The organism is Cellulomonas sp. S1-8, assembly GCF_026184235.1.
Taxonomy (GTDB): domain Bacteria; phylum Actinomycetota; class Actinomycetes; order Actinomycetales; family Cellulomonadaceae; genus Cellulomonas.
Genome location: NZ_CP110806.1, coordinates 939,771 through 958,985, shown reverse-complemented (window position 1 = coordinate 958,985; position 19,215 = coordinate 939,771). Strand labels below are relative to the sequence as shown.

The 19,215-nt window shown below is 74.8% G+C and carries 19 protein-coding genes and 1 riboswitch; of the genes, 8 read left to right on the top strand and 11 right to left on the bottom strand.

Annotated elements, in window-relative coordinates; translation table 11 throughout:
• Positions 1-128: 128 nt before the first annotated feature.
• Entirely contained in the window at positions 129-536 is a 408-nt protein-coding gene (locus OKX07_RS04390) for a transferase (RefSeq protein ID WP_265630641.1), read from the bottom strand.
• A 264-nt stretch (positions 537-800) separates the two neighbouring features.
• Here OKX07_RS04390 and OKX07_RS04385 point away from each other — a divergent pair, with 264 nt between their 5' ends.
• The 3 genes from OKX07_RS04385 to OKX07_RS04375 are packed head-to-tail and all read left to right on the top strand — an operon-like array spanning position 801 to position 3,445.
• Complete coding sequence (locus tag OKX07_RS04385; protein WP_265630640.1) at positions 801-2,180, top strand: GntP family permease; 1,380 nt, start codon at positions 801-803, stop codon at positions 2,178-2,180.
• Positions 2,181-2,226: 46 nt separating this feature from the next.
• Entirely contained in the window at positions 2,227-2,694 is a 468-nt protein-coding gene (locus OKX07_RS04380; RefSeq protein WP_265630639.1) for an OsmC family protein, read from the top strand.
• A gap of 1 nt (position 2,695) precedes the next feature.
• Positions 2,696-3,445, top strand: a complete 750-nt coding sequence (locus OKX07_RS04375) for a hypothetical protein (RefSeq protein WP_265630638.1) — start codon at positions 2,696-2,698, stop codon at positions 3,443-3,445.
• Between the two features lie 129 nt (positions 3,446-3,574).
• Here the strand turns inward: OKX07_RS04375 and OKX07_RS04370 are convergent, their stop codons facing one another.
• Positions 3,575-4,567, bottom strand: a complete 993-nt coding sequence (locus tag OKX07_RS04370) for an aldo/keto reductase (protein WP_265630637.1) — start codon at positions 4,565-4,567, stop codon at positions 3,575-3,577.
• Positions 4,568-4,600: 33 nt separating this feature from the next.
• Between OKX07_RS04370 and OKX07_RS04365 the strand changes: the two genes are divergently transcribed.
• The 3 genes from OKX07_RS04365 to rocD all read left to right on the top strand — a co-directional run bounded on the left by OKX07_RS04365 (position 4,601) and on the right by rocD (position 7,360).
• Positions 4,601-5,104 carry an SRPBCC family protein gene (locus OKX07_RS04365; protein ID WP_265630636.1) on the top strand — a complete coding sequence of 168 codons (504 nt, stop codon included), beginning with the start codon at positions 4,601-4,603 and terminating at the stop codon, positions 5,102-5,104.
• A gap of 201 nt (positions 5,105-5,305) precedes the next feature.
• On the top strand, positions 5,306-6,133 hold the full coding sequence (gene ddaH / locus OKX07_RS04360) for a dimethylargininase (RefSeq protein WP_265630635.1): 828 nt from the start codon (positions 5,306-5,308) through the stop codon (positions 6,131-6,133).
• A 3-nt stretch (positions 6,134-6,136) separates the two neighbouring features.
• Positions 6,137-7,360, top strand: a complete 1,224-nt coding sequence (rocD, locus tag OKX07_RS04355; protein WP_265630634.1) for an ornithine--oxo-acid transaminase — start codon at positions 6,137-6,139, stop codon at positions 7,358-7,360.
• Between the two features lie 118 nt (positions 7,361-7,478).
• Here the strand turns inward: rocD and OKX07_RS04350 are convergent, their stop codons facing one another.
• Positions 7,479-8,810, bottom strand: a complete 1,332-nt coding sequence (locus OKX07_RS04350) for a CAP domain-containing protein (RefSeq protein ID WP_265630633.1) — start codon at positions 8,808-8,810, stop codon at positions 7,479-7,481.
• Between the two features lie 165 nt (positions 8,811-8,975).
• Between OKX07_RS04350 and OKX07_RS04345 the strand changes: the two genes are divergently transcribed.
• Complete coding sequence (locus OKX07_RS04345; RefSeq protein ID WP_265630632.1) at positions 8,976-9,458, top strand: Lrp/AsnC family transcriptional regulator; 483 nt, start codon at positions 8,976-8,978, stop codon at positions 9,456-9,458.
• A 55-nt stretch (positions 9,459-9,513) separates the two neighbouring features.
• Here the strand turns inward: OKX07_RS04345 and OKX07_RS04340 are convergent, their stop codons facing one another.
• The 4 genes from OKX07_RS04340 to OKX07_RS04325 all read right to left on the bottom strand — a co-directional run bounded on the left by OKX07_RS04340 (position 9,514) and on the right by OKX07_RS04325 (position 13,233).
• Entirely contained in the window at positions 9,514-10,446 is a 933-nt protein-coding gene (locus OKX07_RS04340) for a universal stress protein (RefSeq protein WP_265630631.1), read from the bottom strand.
• A gap of 153 nt (positions 10,447-10,599) precedes the next feature.
• Positions 10,600-11,148 (bottom strand): HNH endonuclease, encoded by a 549-nt coding sequence (locus OKX07_RS04335; protein WP_265630630.1) that lies wholly within the window; start codon positions 11,146-11,148, stop codon positions 10,600-10,602.
• Positions 11,149-11,336: 188 nt separating this feature from the next.
• The gene (locus OKX07_RS04330; protein WP_265630629.1) at positions 11,337-12,104 is read right to left on the bottom strand and encodes a C40 family peptidase; all 768 of its coding nucleotides are present in this window, start codon (positions 12,102-12,104) and stop codon (positions 11,337-11,339) included.
• Between the two features lie 3 nt (positions 12,105-12,107).
• A riboswitch (cyclic di-AMP (ydaO/yuaA leader) is annotated at positions 12,108-12,337 on the bottom strand.
• A gap of 206 nt (positions 12,338-12,543) precedes the next feature.
• Positions 12,544-13,233: a metal-dependent transcriptional regulator gene (locus OKX07_RS04325; RefSeq protein ID WP_265630628.1), complete on the bottom strand. Its 690-nt coding sequence runs from the start codon at positions 13,231-13,233 to the stop codon at positions 12,544-12,546.
• 152 nt (positions 13,234-13,385) lie between these two features.
• Between OKX07_RS04325 and serC the strand changes: the two genes are divergently transcribed.
• Positions 13,386-14,528, top strand: coding sequence for a phosphoserine transaminase (serC, locus tag OKX07_RS04320; RefSeq protein ID WP_265630627.1), 1,143 nt, complete (start codon positions 13,386-13,388; stop codon positions 14,526-14,528).
• Positions 14,529-14,642: 114 nt separating this feature from the next.
• On the opposite strand, the gene OKX07_RS04315 is transcribed toward serC, so the two are convergent.
• The 4 genes from OKX07_RS04315 to OKX07_RS04300 all read right to left on the bottom strand — a co-directional run bounded on the left by OKX07_RS04315 (position 14,643) and on the right by OKX07_RS04300 (position 19,202).
• Entirely contained in the window at positions 14,643-15,335 is a 693-nt protein-coding gene (locus OKX07_RS04315) for an LPXTG cell wall anchor domain-containing protein (protein ID WP_265630626.1), read from the bottom strand.
• A 142-nt stretch (positions 15,336-15,477) separates the two neighbouring features.
• Complete coding sequence (locus tag OKX07_RS04310) at positions 15,478-17,274, bottom strand: DUF4012 domain-containing protein (RefSeq protein WP_265630625.1); 1,797 nt, start codon at positions 17,272-17,274, stop codon at positions 15,478-15,480.
• An 84-nt stretch (positions 17,275-17,358) separates the two neighbouring features.
• Positions 17,359-18,747, bottom strand: a complete 1,389-nt coding sequence (locus OKX07_RS04305) for an MFS transporter (protein ID WP_265630624.1) — start codon at positions 18,745-18,747, stop codon at positions 17,359-17,361.
• Entirely contained in the window at positions 18,744-19,202 is a 459-nt protein-coding gene (locus OKX07_RS04300; RefSeq protein WP_416220821.1) for a MarR family winged helix-turn-helix transcriptional regulator, read from the bottom strand. Before OKX07_RS04300 ends, OKX07_RS04305 begins: the two co-directional genes overlap by 4 nt.
• Positions 19,203-19,215 lie beyond the last annotated feature (13 nt).

Sequence of the window (19,215 nt, the reverse complement as noted above, 5' to 3'; positions counted from 1 at the left end):
CGCGGCCGCGTCGACACCCAGGGTGCCCGAGCGTGCGGGCGTCGCGGGGCCGGACGCACGCACGTCACCCGTGCGGCCGACGCGCGCGCCGGCGAACGGGTCAGGCGGTGACGGTCAGGCGGTGACGGTCAGGCGGCCAGCACGTGCGGCGGGATGCCGCTGCGCTCGACGTGCGCGCCCTCGGCGACCCGCGCCTCCGGCCCGACGACGAGCCCGGCGTCGAGCCGAGCCCGTGCGCCGACGTCGACACGCACCCCCAGGCGGGCACCGCGTCCGACGACCGCCTCGCGGCCGACGTGCACGTGCGACCCGAGCCGCGCGCGCTCACGCACGACGGCCCCGGGTTCCACCCAGCAGAACTTGCCGACGGACGCACCCGCCTCGACGACCGCGCCGGGGTCGACCCAGGCGGAGTCGGCGACGAACGCGGTGGCGTCGACCTGCGCCCCCTTGGCGACGAGCCCGCCGCCGTTGTCGTGTCGCTGGTAACGGACGACCTTGCCGTCCTCTGTCTCGAGTTCCTCGTATCTCTTCATCCTGGTCATCGAAACGATCGCACCGCACCTGGTGTTCCCGACGGAAGGCCCGTCACACGACCTTCACGCGGCCGACGCGCGAACCCCGTGGCTCACGCCGGGTTCGGGCGATTCGCACGACCCGCATGCCACCTGATCAGGTGAGGGACCGCGCGCGCGTCACCCGGGTGGCCGGTCCGGGACGTCTCCGCCAGAGTGGGTCCCGTAGGCGTCGCCCGGCCCCCGACGACGAGGGCGGCGGCCCTGCACGACGGGGGGAACGCCGTGCCACCGGAGGACTGGGAACAGACGCTCGGGGCCGGGCCGCTGCTCGGCATCGCTGCCGCCGCCATCGTCCTGCTGCTCTTCCTCATCATCCGGCTGCGGCTGCACGCGTTCCTCGCGCTGATCCTCGTCTCGGTGCTCACGGCGTTCGCGACCGGGGTGCCGGCGGGGTCGGTCGTCGACGTGATCACGTCGGGGTTCGGCACGACGCTCGGCTCGGTCGCGCTGCTCGTCGGCCTGGGGGCGATGCTCGGGCGGATGGTCGAGACGTCGGGTGGTGCCGCCGTCATGGCGGAGACCCTCGTGGGCCGGTTCGGGGAGCGTCGCGCCCCGTTCGCGCTGGGCGTCGCGTCCCTGATCTTCGGGTTCCCGATCTTCTTCGACGCGGGCCTGGTCGTCATGCTGCCCATCGTGTTCGCGGTCGCTCGGCGGCTCGGCGGGTCGGTGCTGACGTACGGCCTGCCGACGGCGGGCGCGTTCTCCGTCATGCACGTCTTCGTCCCCCCGCACCCGGGGCCCGTCGCCGCGTCCGAGCTGCTGGGCGCCGACCCCGGCATGGTGATCCTGCTGGGCCTCGTCGTGGCGCTGCCGACGTGGTTCGTCAGCTCCTACCTGTACGGGCAGTGGGCCGGCCGCCGCTGGCGGCTGCCCGTGCCGGACCTGCTGGGCACGCAGGAGGAGCAGCCCGACAACCCGCCGAGCCTGGGCACCGTGCTGGGCGTCCTGCTGCTCCCCCTGGCGCTGATCTTCCTCAACACCGGGCTGGACACGCTGCGCAGCGCGGGTGTCGTCGACGGGGACGCGGCCTGGGTGCAGGTGGCCCGCGCCGTCGGGTCGACGCCGGTCGCGCTGCTCATCGCTGTGCTGGTGGCCGCGTACGTCATGGGCGCGCGCCGCGGGCGGGACAAGGCGACCATCGAGCGGCTGCTCGAGTCGGCCCTCGGGCCGGTGTGCTCGGTCATCCTCATCACCGGTGCCGGCGGCATGTTCGGGGCGGTGCTGCGGGCGTCGGGCATCGGAGGAGCGCTGGAGGAGGCGCTGGGCGACATCGGGCTGCCGGTCATCGTCGCGGGCTTCCTCATCTCCACGATCCTGCGCATCGCGCAGGGCTCCGCGACGGTCGCGCTCATCACGACGGCCGGACTCATCCAGCCCGCGGTCGCCGCGGGCGACTTCTCCGGTGTGCAGCTCGCGACCATCGTCCTGGCCGTCGCGGCCGGCTCCGTCATGGCGTCCCACGTCAACGACTCGGGGTTCTGGCTCGTCGGCAGGTTCTTCGGCATGGACGTCCCGACGACGCTGCGGACGTGGACCGTCATGGAGACGATCATCGGCACCATGGGCTTCGCGCTCGCGTTCCTGCTCTTCAGCATCGCGTGAGACGCCCGCGGGGCGCGCGTCGAAGGTGCGTGCGAAGATCGGGCGCATGACAGCCGACCAGGACGCGCGCGTCCTCGCCGAGGACCCGATGGCCAACGCGGACGACACCCTGCTGTGGCTCGAGCGCACCGGGACACGCCAGTACGTGGGCCGCAGCTCACGCGGCGGGGAGGTGCGGATCGGCTCCCTCGGGGACCCCGACGCCTTCACCCCGGGCGAGCTGCTGAAGATCGCGCTCGGCGCGTGCTCGGGCCTGTCGTCCGACGCCGCGCTCGCCCGCCGCCTCGGCGACGACGTGCAGGTGACGATCCGCGTCGGCGGGCTGTCCCACCCCACGGAGGACCGGTACCCGGCTCTCGCCGAGGTGATGGAGGTCGACCTGACGAGCCTCGACGACGCCGCGCGGGACCGCCTGCTGACGGTCGTGCACCGGTCCGTCGACGAGCACTGCACGGTGGGCCGGACGCTCGAGCACGGCGCGACGACCACGCTCACCGTCGCCGGGGAGCGCTGACGTGCCGCGCCTGGTGCAGGCCGCCCTCGAGAAGGCGGTGACGATCCCGTCCGCGACGATCCACGCGCACGTCGAGGGCGTGAAGCGCCGCAACCCCGGTGCGGGGCCGGACGAGATCATCCGCCTCCTGGAGAAGGAGTACCTGCTGGTCGTGGCGGGCACGGGCGGCGCGGTGGGTGCCGCGGCGGCCGCACCCATCGTCGGGACGGGTCTGGCCACCGCGCTGACCCTCAGCGACGTGGCGACGTTCTTCGGCGCGTCGGCGGCGTTCTCGCTGGCCGTGGCGTCGGTGCACGGCATCGAGGTCGCCGACACCGAGCGCCGCAAGGCGCTGCTGCTCGCGACGCTGCTGGGCGAGTCCGGCGCGAAGGTCGTCGGCGACGTCACCGAGCTCACGACGATCCGGGTCGGCAAGCTCCTGCTCACGCGCATGCCCATGGGCACGGTCAAGAAGGTCAACAACCAGCTCACCCGCAAGCTGGTGCGCACGCAGGCCGCCCGGTTCGGTGGCGTCGCGCTGGGACGCCTCGCGCCCTACGGCATCGGCGCGGCAGTCGGCGTCGCGGGCGGACGCGCCCTCGGTGGGACAGTCGTCAAGGGCGCGCGGCTCGCGTTCGGCCCGCCGCCGGAGACGTTCCCGCGCGTCATCGACGTCGGCCCCGCCGACGCCCGCACCCTGCCACCGGTCCCCGGCGACGCGGCACCGGACGACGCCCGCGGCCGACGCCGCCTCCTGGGCCGCCGCCGCTGACGTAGCAGGCCCGACCATCCCCGGACCCCACCCCGTCGAGTGCGGGGGAAACAGCACGAGTGCGGGGGAAACAACCCCCGCACTCGTGGCGTTTCCCCCGCACTCGACGGCTGGGACGGGGCGGTCAGGTCACCAGCGGGTGTGGACGTGCTGGCGGATCTGGGTGTCGTAGAGCTGCTCGAGGGCCGTCAGCGTGGCCGGCGGGAGGTCGGGGAAGGCGTCGGTGGCCGCGTTGGCCTGCGCCTGCGCGGGCGTGCGCGCCCCGGGGATCACGACGGACACACCGGGCTGCTGCACGATCCACTTGAGGGCGAGCTGCGCGGTCGTCATGCCCGACGGGGTCAGCGCCGCGACGTCCTGCGCCGCGGCCACGCCGACGTCGTACGGGACGCCCGAGAACGTCTCGCCGACGTCGAACGCCTCGCCCTGGCGGTTGTAGCTGCGGTGGTCGTCCGACGCGAACCGGGTGTGCTCGTCGTACTTGCCGGACAGCAGACCCGACGCGAGCGGCACGCGCGCGATGATGCCGACGCCGGCCTCGGCGGCCGCGGGGAGCACCTGCTCCAGCGGCTTGCGTCGGAACACGTTGAGGATGATCTGGACGCTCGCGACGTGCGGGCGGGCGATGGCGGCGAGCGCCTCGTCGACCGTCTCCACCGAGACCCCGTACGCGGCGGCGCGGCCGTCCTCGACGATCCGGTCGAGCGCGTCGAAGACGGCGTCCGTGCTGAGCACCGCGGTCGGGGGGCAGTGCAGCTGGACCAGGTCGAGCGTGTCGGTGCGCAGGTTCTCGCGGCTGCGGTCGGTCCACCGGCAGAACGCGTCGTACGTGTACGCGCCCGGCTCGTGCGGGTCCGCGCGGCGGCCCATCTTGGTCGCGACGGTGACGCGCTCGGCGACGTCGGGACGAGACGCGAGGAACGCGCCGATGGTCCGCTCGGAGCGTCCGTCGCCGTAGACGTCGGCGGTGTCGAGGAACGTCACGCCCGCGCCGACCGCGGCCTCCAGGACCGTGTGGGCGGTGTCGTCCGCGACGACTCCCCAGTCCCCGCCGAGCTGCCAGCAGCCCAGCCCCACGACCCCGACCTGACGTCCTGTCCGCCCCAGCGCGCGCGTCTGCATGCGCACGACGCTACCCCGCGCGAGGATCGACGGGTGACCCCCGCCGCAGCACCCGGTACCGCCGCCGTGACCCGCGCCCTGCCCGTCCCCGCGGACGTCGCGTGGGACGCCCTGACCGACGCGCGACGGCACGGTGCGTGGGTGCCGATGACGCGTGTCGAGGTGGACGGCCCGACCGGTGTGGGGCAGCGGGTGGCCGCGGTGTCGGGGCCGGGGGCGCGCCGCGGGCTGCCGGGCCTGCCCGACCGGATGGTCGTCACGCGGTTCGACCCGCCTGGCACGGACGCGGGCGGCGCGACGGGGGTCGCGGTGTTCGCCAAGCAGGGTCCCGTGCTGCTGGGCGAGGCGACCGTCGTCGTCGTCCCGACGGGCCCGTCGACGTGCCGCGTGACGTGGACCGAGCACGTGCCGCTGGCGGGACCGCTGCCCCGGGAGCTCACCGCCCGCGTGACGGCGCCCCTGCTGGGGGCGATGCTGCGCGTGGTGCTGCGGCGGGCTGCGCGGGACCTGACGTCGGCGGAGCGCCCGAGCGACTGATCCCGGTTTCCGGCGACATCGATCCATGTTTCCGGTAGGTGACGGCACAACAGATCGCTTGCCAGATCCTCGACCACGCAATGGATCGCGCATGGGCGCGCAACGTGGCCTACGCCCTGTTCAGCCGACCCGATCGTACGCTCGTCACGAGCCGTCCCCCCGGCGCCGACCCCGCAGCCCCGTCCCCCCGCGAGGAGCCTCATGACCACTCACGCCCCCGGCGCCACCCCCCGGCACTACCTGATGTGCGAGCCGACCCACTTCACGGTGTCCTACGAGATCAACCCGTGGATGGACCCGACGCGCGCCACCGACACGGGGCTGGCCGTGCAGCAGTGGCGCACGCTGCGCGACACCTACCTGGACCTGGGGCACACGGTCGACACCATCGAGCCCGTCCCGGGCCTGCCGGACATGGTGTACGCGGCCAACGGCGCGACCGTCGTCGGCGGCATGGTCTACTCGGCGCGGTTCCGGTACCCGCAGCGGCAGGCCGAGGGTCCCGCCTACCAGAAGTGGTTCGCGGACCGGGGCTACGTCACGCACACGGCGGCGTCGACCAACGAGGGCGAGGGCGACATGCTCGTCGTCGGCGACCTGGTGCTGGCGGGCACGGGCTTCCGCACCGAGCGCAGCGCGCACGCCGAGGCGCAGGAGCTGTTCGGTCGTCCCGTGATCTCCCTCGAGCTCGTCGACCCGCGGTACTACCACCTCGACACCGCGCTGGCCGTGCTGTCGTCGGACGCGGCGGCGCCGCAGATCGCGTACTACCCGCCGGCGTTCTCCCCCGGGTCGCGCTGCGTGCTCGCCCAGCTCTTCCCCGACGCGATCCTCGCGGACGACGACGACGCGGCCGCGCTCGGCCTCAACGCCGTGTCCGACGGGCAGCACGTCGTCGTCGCACCCCGAGCCGTGCACCTCGCCGACGCGCTGCGCGATCGCGGGTTCACGCCCCTGCCCGTCGACACGTCCGAGCTGCTCAAGGGCGGCGGCGGCGCCAAGTGCTGCACGCTCGAGATCCGGGTCTGAGCCGTGCGCACCCTCGTCGAGGCCTCCGCGCTGGCCCCCAACTACCACCCGCTGCCCGTCACGCTCGCGACGGGTGAGGGCTCCTGGGTCACCGACACCGAGGGCCGGCGGTACCTCGACCTGCTCGCGGGGTACTCGGCCCTGAACTTCGGGCACCGGCACCCCGCGCTCGTCGCGGCCGCGCACGCGCAGGTCGACCGCCTGACGCTCACGTCGCGGGCCTTCGACCACGACCTGCTGGAGCCGTTCGCGCGCGCCCTCGTCGGGCTCGTCGGCCCGCTGCTGGCCGGGACGTCGCACCTCGTCCTGCCGATGAACACGGGTGCCGAGGCCGTCGAGACGGCCATCAAGGCGTCCCGCAAGTGGGGCTACGAGGTGCGCGGCATGCCCGCGGACCGCGCGACGATCATCGTCGCGGACGGCAACTTCCACGGCCGCACGACGACGATCGTGTCGTTCTCGTCCGACCCGGACGCCCGCCGCGGGTTCGGCCCCTTCACGCCCGGGTTCGTCACCGTGCCGTACGGCGACACGGCCGCGCTGGCCGCCGCGATCGACGAGACGACGGTCGCGGTGCTGCTCGAGCCCGTGCAGGGCGAGCAGGGCGTCGTCGTGCCGCCGTCGGAGTACCTGCCAGGAGTGCGGGCGCTGTGCGACGACGCGGGCGTGCTGCTGATCGCCGACGAGATCCAGTCCGGCCTGGGACGCGCCGGTGCGACGCTCGCGTGCGAACGGTTCGACGTCCAGCCCGACCTGGTGACCCTCGGCAAGGCGCTCGGCGGCGGGATCCTCCCCGTGTCCGCGGTCGTGGGGCGCTCCGACGTCCTCGAGGTGCTGACCGCCGGGACGCACGGGTCCACCTTCGGTGGCAACCCGCTCGCGTGCGCCGTCGGGCTGGCCGTCGTCGACCTGCTGACCCCGGGGACGCTGCAGGCCCGCGCCCGCACGCTCGGCGAGCACGTCGGCCACCGGCTGGCCGAGCTCATGGACGACGGGCTGCTGACCGGCCTGCGCACGGTCGGCCTGTGGGCGGGCCTCGACATCGCCCCGTCGGTCCCGGGTGGCCCGGCGACCGGCCGCGAGCTGTGCGAGCGGCTGCTCGCGCGCGGCGTCCTGGCGAAGGACACCCACGGCGGCACGATCCGCCTCGCCCCGCCCCTGACGATCGACCCGGCCGACCTCGACCGGGCCCTCGACCACCTGACGACGGCCCTCACGACCCCCTGACCCCCCGACCCCGCCCGCCGGGCTCGTGGTTCAGCGGCTCCCGCCCCCCGGAAGCCCGCCGAACCACGAGTTCGGCGCCAGCGGGTGGGTGGGGTGGGGGTCGGACGTGGGTCGGTGGTCAGCCGAAGGTGATGGACGTGTAGAGCCAGCCGTCGTGGGAGACCGCGCCGATGTAGGCCGTCGAGTAGCCGCCCAGCATCTGCTCGTTGTGTCCGCTCGAGGCCGCGTACGCCGCGATCATGCGGGACGCGTTGCCGGGGCTGACGCGCCCGACGATCTCCGGACGCGCCTTGGGCGAGCCGGCGCGGGTGCCGGAGTGCCAGATGCTGTCCGACGCGGCCATCTGCATGGCGTGCTCGACGCGGGCACCGGAGCGCACGATCGACAGGGCACCCAGGCCGTTGGCGGCGCGGTGCGCGTTGAGCGCCGCACCGACGTCACCGGACGACGCCTCGGAGCCGGCGGTGGCGAGCCCCGCCTCCGCGGGCGCGGCCGGAGCGGCACCGCCGGACCCACCCGGGCTCGGCCGGCTGCTCGCCGGGGGTCGGACCGAGGTGACCTTGCCGCGGATCGCGTCGCGCGCTGCGGCCGCCTGCGCGGCGGCCTGGGCGGCAGCGGCCTCGGCGGCGATGCGCGCGTCCTCGGCGGCCTGCCACGCGGCCTGCGCGTCGACGACGGCCTGCTGGGGTGCGGCGATCGCCGCCGTCTTCGTACGCAGCGTCGTGAGGGACACGGCCGGTGCGTCGAGCACGGCCGCCGCCCCGCCGATGGCGGTCTGCAGCTCCCCGCGCGGGCCGTCACCGGCCTGCGCTGCGGCGGTGAGGGTCGCGGTGGCCTGGTCGACGGCAGCGCGGCCGGACGCGGCCGTGTCGGCGCGCAGGGCGGTGGCGACGGCGGCACCGGCGACGATCCCGTCGGCACGGCCGGCGGCGAGCTCCGGGGCGAGTGCGGCCTGGGCGACGGCGACGCGGGCCTGGGTGGCGCGCAGCGCGTCGGCGCGCCCCGCCCGGTCCTGCTGGACGGCCCACACGCCACCGGCCGAGACGAGCACGGCGGCGGCGGTGAGCAGCGCGACGACCTGCCGGCTGTGCGGTCGGGCGGGCTGTGCGGCGGGCGCGACGTCCAGGTCCTCGAGCGCGGGTGCCGGTGCGGGCGACGCCGTCACCGGGCCGACCGGCGCGCCCGTCGGGACGGGCGGTGCCAGGACGGGCAGCGTCCCCGTCGGGGCGGTGGCCTGCGTCGGGACGAGCGTCACGCGGGCCGGGACCACCGGCACCGGGGCCGACACGACGTGCCCGGCCTGTGTCGGGATGAGCGGCGCGGGCGCGGTGCCCGGCGGTGGCGCGGCGGCCGGCGGGGCTCCGGTGGCGGGCGGTGGCGCGGCGGCCGAGGCACTCGTGCCGGTCGTGCCCGTCGTCCGGCGTGCGCCGGTGTCCTGCCGTCCGCTCATCGGTCCCCCCGTAAGGCGTGGTCGCGTCTATTCGACGCATCGGCACTCGCAGCGTCCGACCTGAGCGAATGCGCCGCAATTCAGGGAACATATGGTCAGTTGTCTTGCACATCCGTGCAGATCGGGCGACCGGGACGTCCGCCCTGATCCGTCACGATGGGACACGTGCACCCCGAGCGGCTCGACGACCTCGACCAGGCGATCCTGCGGGCGCTCGCCCGCGACGCGCGCGCGACGTTCGCCCAGGTCGGGGCGGAGGTCTCGCTGTCGGCGCCGGCCGTCAAGCGCCGTGTCGACCGGCTCCGCGAGCGCGGGGTGATCCGCGGCTTCACGGTGCGGCTCGACCCGGCGGCGCTCGGCTGGCACACCGAGGCGTTCGTGGAGATCTTCTGCCAGGGGTCGACGAGCCCGACGACGATGCGTGCGGCGGTCGAGCGCTACGCGGAGGTCGTCTCGGCGAGCACGGTCACCGGCGACGTCGACCTGGTCGTGCAGGTCCGAGCACGGGACATGCGGCACCTCGAGGAGGTCGTCGAACGGCTCGCGGCGGAGTCGTTCGTCGCCCGCACGCGCTCCACGGTGGTCCTGTCCGCCCTGGTGCGACGCCCGGACGCCCTCCCGAGCCCGGACCCGTCACCGACGCCTTGAAACCACGGGCCCAGCCCGACGCCCGGCAAACGCCCCCGGCCGTGGGCGCGACGCGTCAGCTCGACGCGGGGGCGTCGCCGCGGGTCGTCACGACCATCACCGGGCACCGCGCGTGGTGCAGGACGGCCTGGCTCGTCGACCCCAGCAGCAGCCCGGCGAACCCGCCGCGACCCCGCGACCCGACGACGACGAGGTCGGTCGCCGCGGAGAACTCCGTGAGCAGCTCGGCTCCCGTGCCGTCCAGCACGTGCCGCTGCACCTGCGCACCGGGGTACTCCGCGACCGCGCGGTCCACGACGACGTCGAGCCCCTCAGCCATGTCCTTGAGCACCTGCTCGTGGTCCACCGCGGACGGCAGCCACGCGAGCGCGCCCGTCATCGACGCGATCGGCACCCCGGACACCGCGTACAGCTCGGCGTCCCACGCCAGGGCCTCACGGATCGCGGCCCGCAGCGCACGCTCTGCCGGTGGCGAGCCGTCGACGCCGACGACGATGCGGCCCACCGGCTTCACGTCGACCGTCTCACCGTCGGCGAGCGGCTGACCGTCCGCCCCCCGCAGCGGCACGACCACCGTCGGGCAGAACCCGTGCGCCGGCAGCGCCGACGACACGGTGCCCAGCAGCCGGTCCGCGAACCCGCCGCGACCGCGCGTCCCGACGACGGCGAGCTCGACCCGACGGGACTCGTCGACCAGCACGCCCGCGGCGTCGCCCGTGACGACGCGCCCGTGCACGGGCACCCCGGGCGTGCCCAGGTGGGTCAGCGCCTCGTCGAGCACGGCCTGCGCGCCGGCGCGGATGGTCTCGTCGTCGAGAGCGGCGTACCCGCCGTCGAGCGACGCCGCGGTGAACGAGGGCAACGCGTACGCCACCACGACCCGCAGCCCCAGACCGCGGGTACGGGCCTCGGCGGCGGCCCAGTCCAGGGCGTGCAGGCTGGCGGCGGAGCCGTCCACCCCCACGAGGATCTCGTGCTCACGCGTCATGCCGACCTCCGTCGCGTCCGGCGCCTCGGTGCGCCGGTGGGTGTCCGGTTCCGGCCATCGTGGCACAGCGCGGGGTGTCCCCGCCCAGGTGAACCGGGAGGTGGGCGCGTCGGGACCATCCCGCGGACGCGCCCGCCGGACGCGTCGCCGCGGTCAGGCGACGAGGTACGGCGACCAGGCCGGCTCGGCGCGGCCCGCGGCGCCGCCGACGGTGACGGACCACCGCGGTGCCCGCGGTTGAAAGGGCAGCTCCCAGCCGAGCTCACGCAGGGTCCGGTCGGCCTTGCGGTGGTTGCACCGGACGCACGCGGCGACGACGTTGGTCCACTCGTGCCGTCCGCCGCGGGACCGGGGCTGCACGTGGTCGACGGTGTCCGCGCCGCCGCCGCAGTACACGCAGCGGTGGTCGTCGCGCTGCAGGACGGTGCGCCGCGTCGGCGGCACGGGCCGGCGCATCGGGACGTGGACGTACCGGGTGAGCACGAGGACGACGGGCAGCGGCATCTGCACGTGCGGCGAGTGCAGGACGCGACCGTCGGACTCCACGACGGTCGCCTTGCCGCTCATGACGAGGACGACCGCGCGGTGCAGCGTGACGATGCACAGGGGGTCACCGCTCGCGTTGAGCAGCAGCGTGCGTGACGGCATCGGCGCACGCCCGACGTCGTGGGGGGCGGCCTGGTCCGCGGCGGTCGTCAGCACGGTGCACTCCTGACCTCGGGAGTCGGGCCGGCTGGCTGCCGGCACGGGGCGAGAGGGAACAGCGTGGATGCGGGACCAGGGTACGCGCACGTCCATTGTGCTCAGAGGGTGCGGCGCGCGGGGTCCCCCGGACGCGACAAGGCCCCGACGACGTGGACGTCGTCGGGGCCTTGCGGCATGGGACCGGCTCAGCCGATCCGGATGAAGGTGGGGTTGCTCTGCCAGATGGACCGGAACTGGACCGTCTTGCCGGGACGCGGCGAGTCGATCATCTGGTTGTCGCCGGCGTAGATCCCGATGTGGCCGGGGCTCCAGACCAGGTCGCCGGGCTGGGCGTCGGCACGGGACACGACGGTCCCGGCGTTGCGCTGCGCGGACGACGTGCGCGGCAGCGAGATGCCGAGCTGCGCGTACACGTACGAGGTGAACCCGGAGCAGTCGAAGCCGTCGGGCGACGACCCGCCGGAGACGTACGGGACGCCCACGTAGCGGGCGGCGATCTCGAGGACCGCGTTGCCGGCGACCGACTGCGGGGCCGGGTTGCTGGCCACCTCGGCGGAGGCCGTGGCGACGCGCTCTGCCGTGCGGGACGCGGCGCGCGTGGTGCGCACGGGCTCCGGCGGCGGCGGGGGCTTCTCGGCCGTGACGACCGGTGCGTCGACCGTGAAGACGGCCTCGGCGGGCGAGGCCACGACGGGAGAGGTGTTGAGGACGGCCCGCGCGGAAGCCGTGAGGGCTGCCGTGTCGACCGCGGCGAGCGCCGGGGCGGCATCGCGATCGGCTGCGTGGGACGGGACCGCGATCATGGAGACCATCAGCCCGGACGACGCGGCGACCACAGCGGTCCGTCGACCGACGGTGCCCATCTGCTCGGAGGCAGCGCAGGCGAACTCGGTCAGGGGCGTCGACGGACGACGCGCGGCGCGGTGACGCGCCTTGGTGATGCTTTCGGACAAAGTCGTGCCTCTCCTGGCGCCTACGAGGTGAGCTGTCGGGTTCGGGTGGGAGAACACCCGGCCGGTCGTCCGTCGCAACCTGCTGCGCACCTGCGTGCGCCGCTGTCGTTCCGTCTTCCCGGCTTCACCCCAAGGACACCGAACTTCCGGTGCCCACAAACCGTGGTTCCCCCGCCCCTGCCGGCGAGTCGTACGGACCTGCGAGCGGCGGCAGGGCTAGGCGTTCCGCTCGAGGGCTTCACGGAGGAGGGTTCCAAGAAGCAGGACGAACGTACATGACGCCCTGCGGGATTGTCACGCTCCGGTCACGAAGATCTCGGCCCGATCATGGACGTCTGTCCGACGCGCCGGGCGACACGCCGTCGCCACGCGGGGACGAAACGGGCCCAGCAGGGGCGAGGGGCGCGAACCGGATCACCCGTGCCGGCGCTGCCGGCCGTCAGACGCCGACGAAGATGTGACGAGCGACATCGGCGGGCAGGTCCAGCACCGTGCCCGACCCGGGCACCCCCACCGTCACGACGCCGGGCGTGCGCTCGACCGTCACGTGCACGCCGGGCAGCACGCCCGCGTCCGCGAGCCGCACCAGCAGCTCGACGTCGACCTGCAGGGGCTCGCCGATGCGCGCGACCACGGCCGTGCCGTCGGCCGCCGCACCCGGGGCCGTCAGCGCGACCACGCCGTCGAGGAAGCGCACGTCGGTGCGCTCCTCCCCGATCTCGTCGAGACCCGGGATCGGGTTGCCGTAGGGGTCGAAGTGCGGGTGGTCGAGCAGCGCGGCCAGCCGCCGCTCGACGCGCTCGCTCATGACGTGCTCCCAGCGGCACGCCTCCTCGTGGACGTGCGGCCAGTCCAGCCCGATGACGTCGGTGAGCAGACGCTCGGCGAGGCGGTGCTTGCGCATGACGCGCACCGCCTTGGCCAGGCCGTCGCCCGTCAGCTCGAGGTGCCGGTCGCCCGTGACGACGACGAGGCCGTCGCGCTCCATGCGAGCCACCGTCTGGGAGACCGTGGGGCCCGAGTGGCCGAGCCGCTCGGCGATGCGCGCGCGCAGGGGGGTGATGCCTTCCTCGGTGAGCTCGTAGATCGTCTTGAGATACATCTCCGTCGTGTCGATCAGGTCGCTCACCGCTCGGCCTCCCACGTCGCGTCCTGCGGCCGGGAACCCGTACCGCGTGCTGCGTCCAGGGTAGTCGGCCGACGTGCGCGCCCGGGGGGCCGCGCGCAGGGTGCACCGGCGCATCCTCGCCCGTCACCCGCGTGCGTCGTTATCCTCCACTCGTGCCCGACGCCGACGCCATCGCCCGCCTGTCGATCCCCCCCGCCCTGCTGCCCCGCGACGGGCGCTTCGGGTCCGGGCCGTCCAAGGTCCGCGCGGCGCAGGTCGACGCGCTGGCCGCGGTGGGGTCGACGCTGCTGGGCACGTCGCACCGTCAGGCGCCGGTCCGCAGCCTCGTCGGCCGGGTCCGCGCGGGTGTCGCCGCGCTGTTCGACGCGCCCGACGGCTACGAGGTCGTGCTGGGCAACGGCGGTTCGACGGCCTTCTGGGACGTCGCGACGCTGTGCCTCGTGCAGGACCGGGCTGCGCACGCGCGGTTCGGGGAGTTCGGGGCCAAGTTCGCCGCGGCGACGACGCGGGCGCCGTTCCTGGCCGCGTCGCACGTCGTGACCGCGTCGGCGGGCCAGGTGGCCGTGCCGGCGCCGATGCCGGGCGTGGACGTGTACGCGTGGCCGCACAACGAGACGTCGACGGGCGTGATCGCGCCGGTGCGGCGGGTGGCGGGCTCCCGCGAGTCGGGCGCGCTCGTGCTGGTGGACGGCACGTCGGCGGCGGGCGGCGCCGCGGTCGACGTCGGGCAGACGGACGTCTACTACTTCGCGCCGCAGAAGTCCTTCGCGTCGGACGGTGGGCTGTGGCTGGCGCTGGCGTCACCCGCGGCCGTCGAGCGCGCGGCGCGCATCGAGGGGACGGGCCGGTGGGTCCCGGAGTTCCTGTCCTTCACCACCGCGGTGACGAACTCGCGCGCCGACCAGACCCTGAACACCCCGGCGCTCGCGACGCTCGTCCTGCTGGCCGAGCAGCTCGACTGGATCCTGGAGCAGGGCGGCATGGACTGGGCCGCGCAGCGCACCGCGGAGTCGGCGGGCCACCTGTACTCCTGGGCGGAGAGCCGCGACTGGGCCACGCCGTTCGTGACGGACCCGGAGCTGCGCTCCCCCGTGGTCGGCACGGTGGACCTGGCGCCGGAGATCGAGGCCGCCACGGTCACGGCGGTGCTGCGCCGCCACGGCGTCGTCGACATCGAGCCGTACCGCAAGCTGGGCCGCAACCAGGTCCGGGTGGGCATGTACCCCGCGGTCGACCCCGAGGACGTCCTGGCCCTGACGGCGTGCATCGACCACGTCGTCGACCGGCTGGGCTGACGCCGGGCGGGCGGCCGCCCGCGCAGCACGCAGGGCCCGGCACCGTGACGGTGCCGGGCCCTGCGTCGTGCGTCAGGCGCTGTGCGTCAGACGTCGTGCGTCAGACGTCGTACGTCAGGAGCGACGTCGGCGGGCGACGAGCACACCGGCCCCACCGGCGAGCACGAGCCCCCCGGCGACCAGCGCGAGCGGGCCGGCCGTCGACCCGGTCGCGGACAGCACCTCGGCCGTCGCGGCCGGCTTGGCGGCCGCGGGGCCGGCGACGAGGACGTCGCTGCGCTCGGGCGCCGTGAGGCACACGGGGCTCGACGGCGGGTACGCGACGACGGCGGACGCGGTCGGGTTCACCTCGAAGGCGACCTCGACCGACGGGCGCACCCAGTCGTACTCGTCGCCCTGGACCCACGTGCCGCCCTCCAGGCGCCAGCCCGGCCAGTCGACGCCCTTGCCGGAGCCGTCGACGACCGCACCCGGCCACAGGACGGAGCCGGTCAGCGGCTGGTCGGCGTAGACGAGGTCGTCGCCGGTCGGGTTGACGAACGTGATGGTCACGGTGGTCTCGTCGCTGCCGACGGGCGTGACGGCGTACTGCAGCCGGGGCACGTCGTTGTCGCAGATGGGCGTCAGGACGGTGAGCTCGACCTCGCAGGGCAGCTCGGTGCCGTAGCCGTCCGTGCCCCGCGTGCAGTCGTCCTGCTCGACGGACGGGGACGGGGCGGGGGTGGCTGCGGTGGCGGCGGCCGGGGCGAGGCCACCGGCCGCCAGGACGAGGCCTGCGGCTGCGCAGACCCTGATGAACGCGCGCATAGCTGGCTCCCACGTCGAGTTGGACATTTCGGTATCATCTTCGCCCCGCGCGGCGTGGGAACCTACGGGCAATCGGGTGAACCGGACAGACCGGACGCTTTTCACCCGGACTGGACGGTCGTCCGCCTCGCTCGCGACGGGCTCAGTCGCAGCGGAACTCCGCGACGCCGGGGGACGTCAGGGTGGGGGTCGTCCACAGCGTCACGGCCCCGTCCTGCAGCGGCAGGACGACGGCGAACTCCTGCGCCTGCCCCGCGGTCAGCACCGATCCGACGCGCTGCACGGTCCGGCCGGCGACGCTCGACACGCTGCCCGTGGCGGGCGCGCCGTCGCGTGTGACGACGAGGGGTGCACCGTCCTGCGCGGACCACGCCGAGACGCCGGTGAGCAGCGTGCCGAGCGGGACGTCGCGACCGGGGAAGCCGGTGACGAGTCGCGACCACGTCTCGACGCCGGCGGGCGGGCGGAAGTCGAGGCTCAGCACGGCCGTCACGCTCGGGTCCGGGTCCGTGCAGCGGGCGTCGCGGAACGTCACGCCGGTCGCGAGGTACGCGCCGAGCTTGCCCTGCGTCGCGTCGTCGAGGAACAGGCCGGGCTGGTCGGCGAAGGTCGCGGACGTGAACGCACCGCCCGCGACGGTCGCGGCGAGCCGCTCCTGCTCGGCGGGGTACGCGGACCACACGCGCACGCGGCGCTCGTCGACGGCCTGGCGCCCCGCGACGAGCAGGGCCTGCGGGCTGCCCGTCCCGGCTCCGACGGCCTCGACGACCGTCGCCGCGACCGCGCCGAAGTACGCGTCCGACCCGGCGGCGTCGGGGTACCGCACGTAGGAGTCGCGCAGCAGCGCGTCGACCAGACCGGCGCCGTCGAGCGTGCCGCCGTCGGGGTCCGGCAGGGGGCCCGTGGCCTGGACGAGGCCGGCGACGGCGACCGGGTCGGTCGCGACGACGCCGTCGACGGTGCCGCCGACGTCGCGGGCCCAGCGCGCGGCGACCAGCTCGGCCGAGCGCGGGAAGTCGGGCGTCAGGACGGCGTTCTGGACGAACCGTCCCAGACTGTCGCCCCAGGTGCCGAGCTCCTCGTCGGTCAGGGGGAGGACGGGCTCGGCGAGCGCGGGCAGGTCGACCGTGGTGCGGCGGTCGACGATGGTCACGGCGCCGTCGTCCACGTGCACGGCGACCACGGTGCCGACGATGCCGCCCGCGGCCCGCAGCTCCCCGGTGTTCAGCGCGAGCACCAGGTACGTGCGCGGGCCGTCACCCCCGAGCATCGCGGGCAGCACGCCCACGACGCGGCCCGCGGGGCCGAGCGACGCGTCGACGCGCGCGAGCGCGACCTGCACCTGGCGCACCGGGTCGGCGAGCGGACCGGCGAGCGCGTCGGGGTCGAGCGCGGAGACGTCCGCGTGCGCGTCGGCGGCGGTCACGGCGGCGGTCTCGACGCGGTCGGTCACGGTGCGCAGCGCGGCGATGTCGAACCGTCCGTCGGCGCCGCGCAGACCCCCGTCGAGCAGGGCGCGCAGGTCGGTGACGGCGGGCAGGGCGTCGGCGACCACGGCGTCGAGGGACGTCGCGACGACGCGGACGGCCTCGAGCTGGTCGCCGGCCCAGGGCAGGACCTCGGCGGCCCGCCACACGGGGTCGGAGGCCGCGGACGCGGCGGCGGACGTCGACTCCGCGAGCCGGGTGAGGTCCTCCGACGCCGTCGCGACGGACGACGCGTCGAGCTCGACGCCGGTCAGCAGGGCCCGGGCGTCCTGCAGCGCGGAGACCGCCTGCCAGGCGCGGAACGCGAGCCACGCGGCGGCCAGCACGAGCAGCACGGCGAGGACGGCGACGACACGCGCCACGACCCTGCCGGTGCGCGGCCTGGTGCCCTCGTCCGGGCGGTCGCCCGGGGCGACCTCGTCCGCACCGACCGTCTCCCCCGTCGCCTCCACGCATGGATCGTGGCACAAGGGGCGTACCGGACATCGCCGGTGCCCGGCGTTTCACCCGGACGTCCGCCCGGTCGGCGCAGCAGGTCAGGCGGCGTGCTGCGCGTCGGCGGCGTCCTGCGCGGCGACCGTGCCCGGGGCCGTGCCCGCGCGCCGCTCCCCCGCGGCGGTCACCAGGACGGCGTCGTCGGGAGCGGGGATCGGGGTGGGGACGCGGTCCGCGGGGTGCAGCACCTCGACGTGGGGGCGCGTCATGACGTGGTAGCGGACGCGCACGTCCCAGTGGTTGCGGGCCCACCAGGCCGCGCCGAGCGACACGAGGATCGCCGAGATCGAGCCGACGCCGATGGCCCACCGGGCGCCGAACGTCTCGCCGATCCACCCGACGATGGGCGACCCGACGGGCGTGGCGCCCAGGAAGACCACCATGTAGAGGGACATCACGCGGCCGCGCATCGTGGGGTCGGTGGACATCTGGATGCTCGTGTTCGCGGCCGTCATCATCGTCAGCGACGCGAGCCCGACGGGGATGCACGCGATCGCGAACGACACGTACGTCGGCATGAGCGCCATGACGCCCGTCGCGATGCCGAAGGCGAAGGCGGACCCGATGACGAGCCGCACGCGCGGGCGTTCGCGGCGCGCGGCGAGCAGCGCGCCCGTGAGCGAGCCGATGGCCAGGACCGAGCCGAGGATGCCGTACTCCTGGGCCCCGCGGTCGAACTCGGTGCGCGCCATCAGCGCGCTGGTGAGCTGGAAGTTGAGGCCGAACGTCGACACGACGCCGACCACCACCATGATGACGAGGATGTCGGAGCGTCCGCGCACGTAGGCGATGCCCTCGCGGATCTGCCCCTTGGCGCGTGAGGCGTGCGGCATCGGGTAGAGCTCGGCGCGGCGCATGAGGACGAGCGAGCCGATGGTCGCGGCGAACGTGGCCGCGTTGATGAGGAACACCCAGCCGCTGCCGACGGCCGCGATGAGCAGACCCGCGATGCCGGGGCCGAGCAGCCGCGCGGCGTTGAACGACGCGCTGTTGAGCCCCACGGCGTTGGACAGCCGGGCGGCGGGGACGAGCTCGGCGACGAAGGTCTGGCGCACGGGCGCGTCGATGGCGGACACGACGCCGAGCAGGGTGGCGAAGACGTAGACCTGCCACAGCTGGGCGTGGCCGGACAGCACGAGGGCGCCGAGGCCGGCCGCGAGCACGCCCTGACCCACCTGCGTCGCGACGAGCAGCTTGCGGCGGTCGAACCGGTCGGCGAGCAGCCCGGCCCACGCGGACAGGAAGAGGAAGGGCGCGAACTGCAGCGCGGTCGTGATGCCGACGGCCACGCCCGACTCGTCGGTCAGCTCGGTCAGGACGAGCCAGTCCTGCGCCACGCGCTGCATCCAGGTGCCGACGTTGGCGACGAGCGCGCCGGCGAACCAGAGGCGGTAGTTGCGGAACGACAGGGACGAGAACGTGGCAGTCACGACGCGGTGATCCTCCGGAGGATCTCGGCGGAGCGCACCAGGGTGGCGCGTTCCTCGGGGGTGAGGCGGGCGAGGCGGGCGGCGAGCCAGGCGTCGCGACGCCGGCGGGTCTCGTTGACCTCGGCCTCCCCCGCGGGGGTGAGGCTGACGACTACCTGGCGGCCGTCGGTGGGGTGCTCCTGCTTGCTGACCAGGCCCTGGTCGGCGAGGCAGCCGACCGTGCGGGTCATGGCGGGTGCGGCGATGCGCTCGTGCTCGGCCAGCCGGCCGGGGCTGGTGGGACCCTCGCGCAGCAGGATCGCGAGCACGTTGAACTGGGGGTCGGACAGCCCGGCCTCGCCGCGCTCGGCCTTCAGTCGCCGGGTCGCGCGACCGAGGGTCACGCGCACGTCGGCGGCGAGGGCGAGGTCCGCGGCGGCGGCGGGACCATCGTCACGGGGCGAGATGGTGGACACAGGTCATTACCTT

Excerpts from the sequence above, each read along its gene's own strand:
- OKX07_RS04390 (WP_265630641.1), bottom strand. The coding sequence starts at position 536 with ATGAAGAGATACGAGGAACTCGAGACAGAGGACGGCAAGGTCGTCCGT.
- OKX07_RS04380 (WP_265630639.1), top strand. The coding sequence starts at position 2,227 with ATGACAGCCGACCAGGACGCGCGCGTCCTCGCCGAGGACCCGATGGCC.
- OKX07_RS04370 (WP_265630637.1), bottom strand. The coding sequence starts at position 4,567 with ATGCAGACGCGCGCGCTGGGGCGGACAGGACGTCAGGTCGGGGTCGTG.
- ddaH (WP_265630635.1), top strand. The coding sequence starts at position 5,306 with ATGACCACTCACGCCCCCGGCGCCACCCCCCGGCACTACCTGATGTGC.
- OKX07_RS04350 (WP_265630633.1), bottom strand. The coding sequence starts at position 8,810 with ATGAGCGGACGGCAGGACACCGGCGCACGCCGGACGACGGGCACGACC.
- OKX07_RS04340 (WP_265630631.1), bottom strand. The coding sequence starts at position 10,446 with ATGACGCGTGAGCACGAGATCCTCGTGGGGGTGGACGGCTCCGCCGCC.
- OKX07_RS04315 (WP_265630626.1), bottom strand. The coding sequence starts at position 15,335 with ATGCGCGCGTTCATCAGGGTCTGCGCAGCCGCAGGCCTCGTCCTGGCG.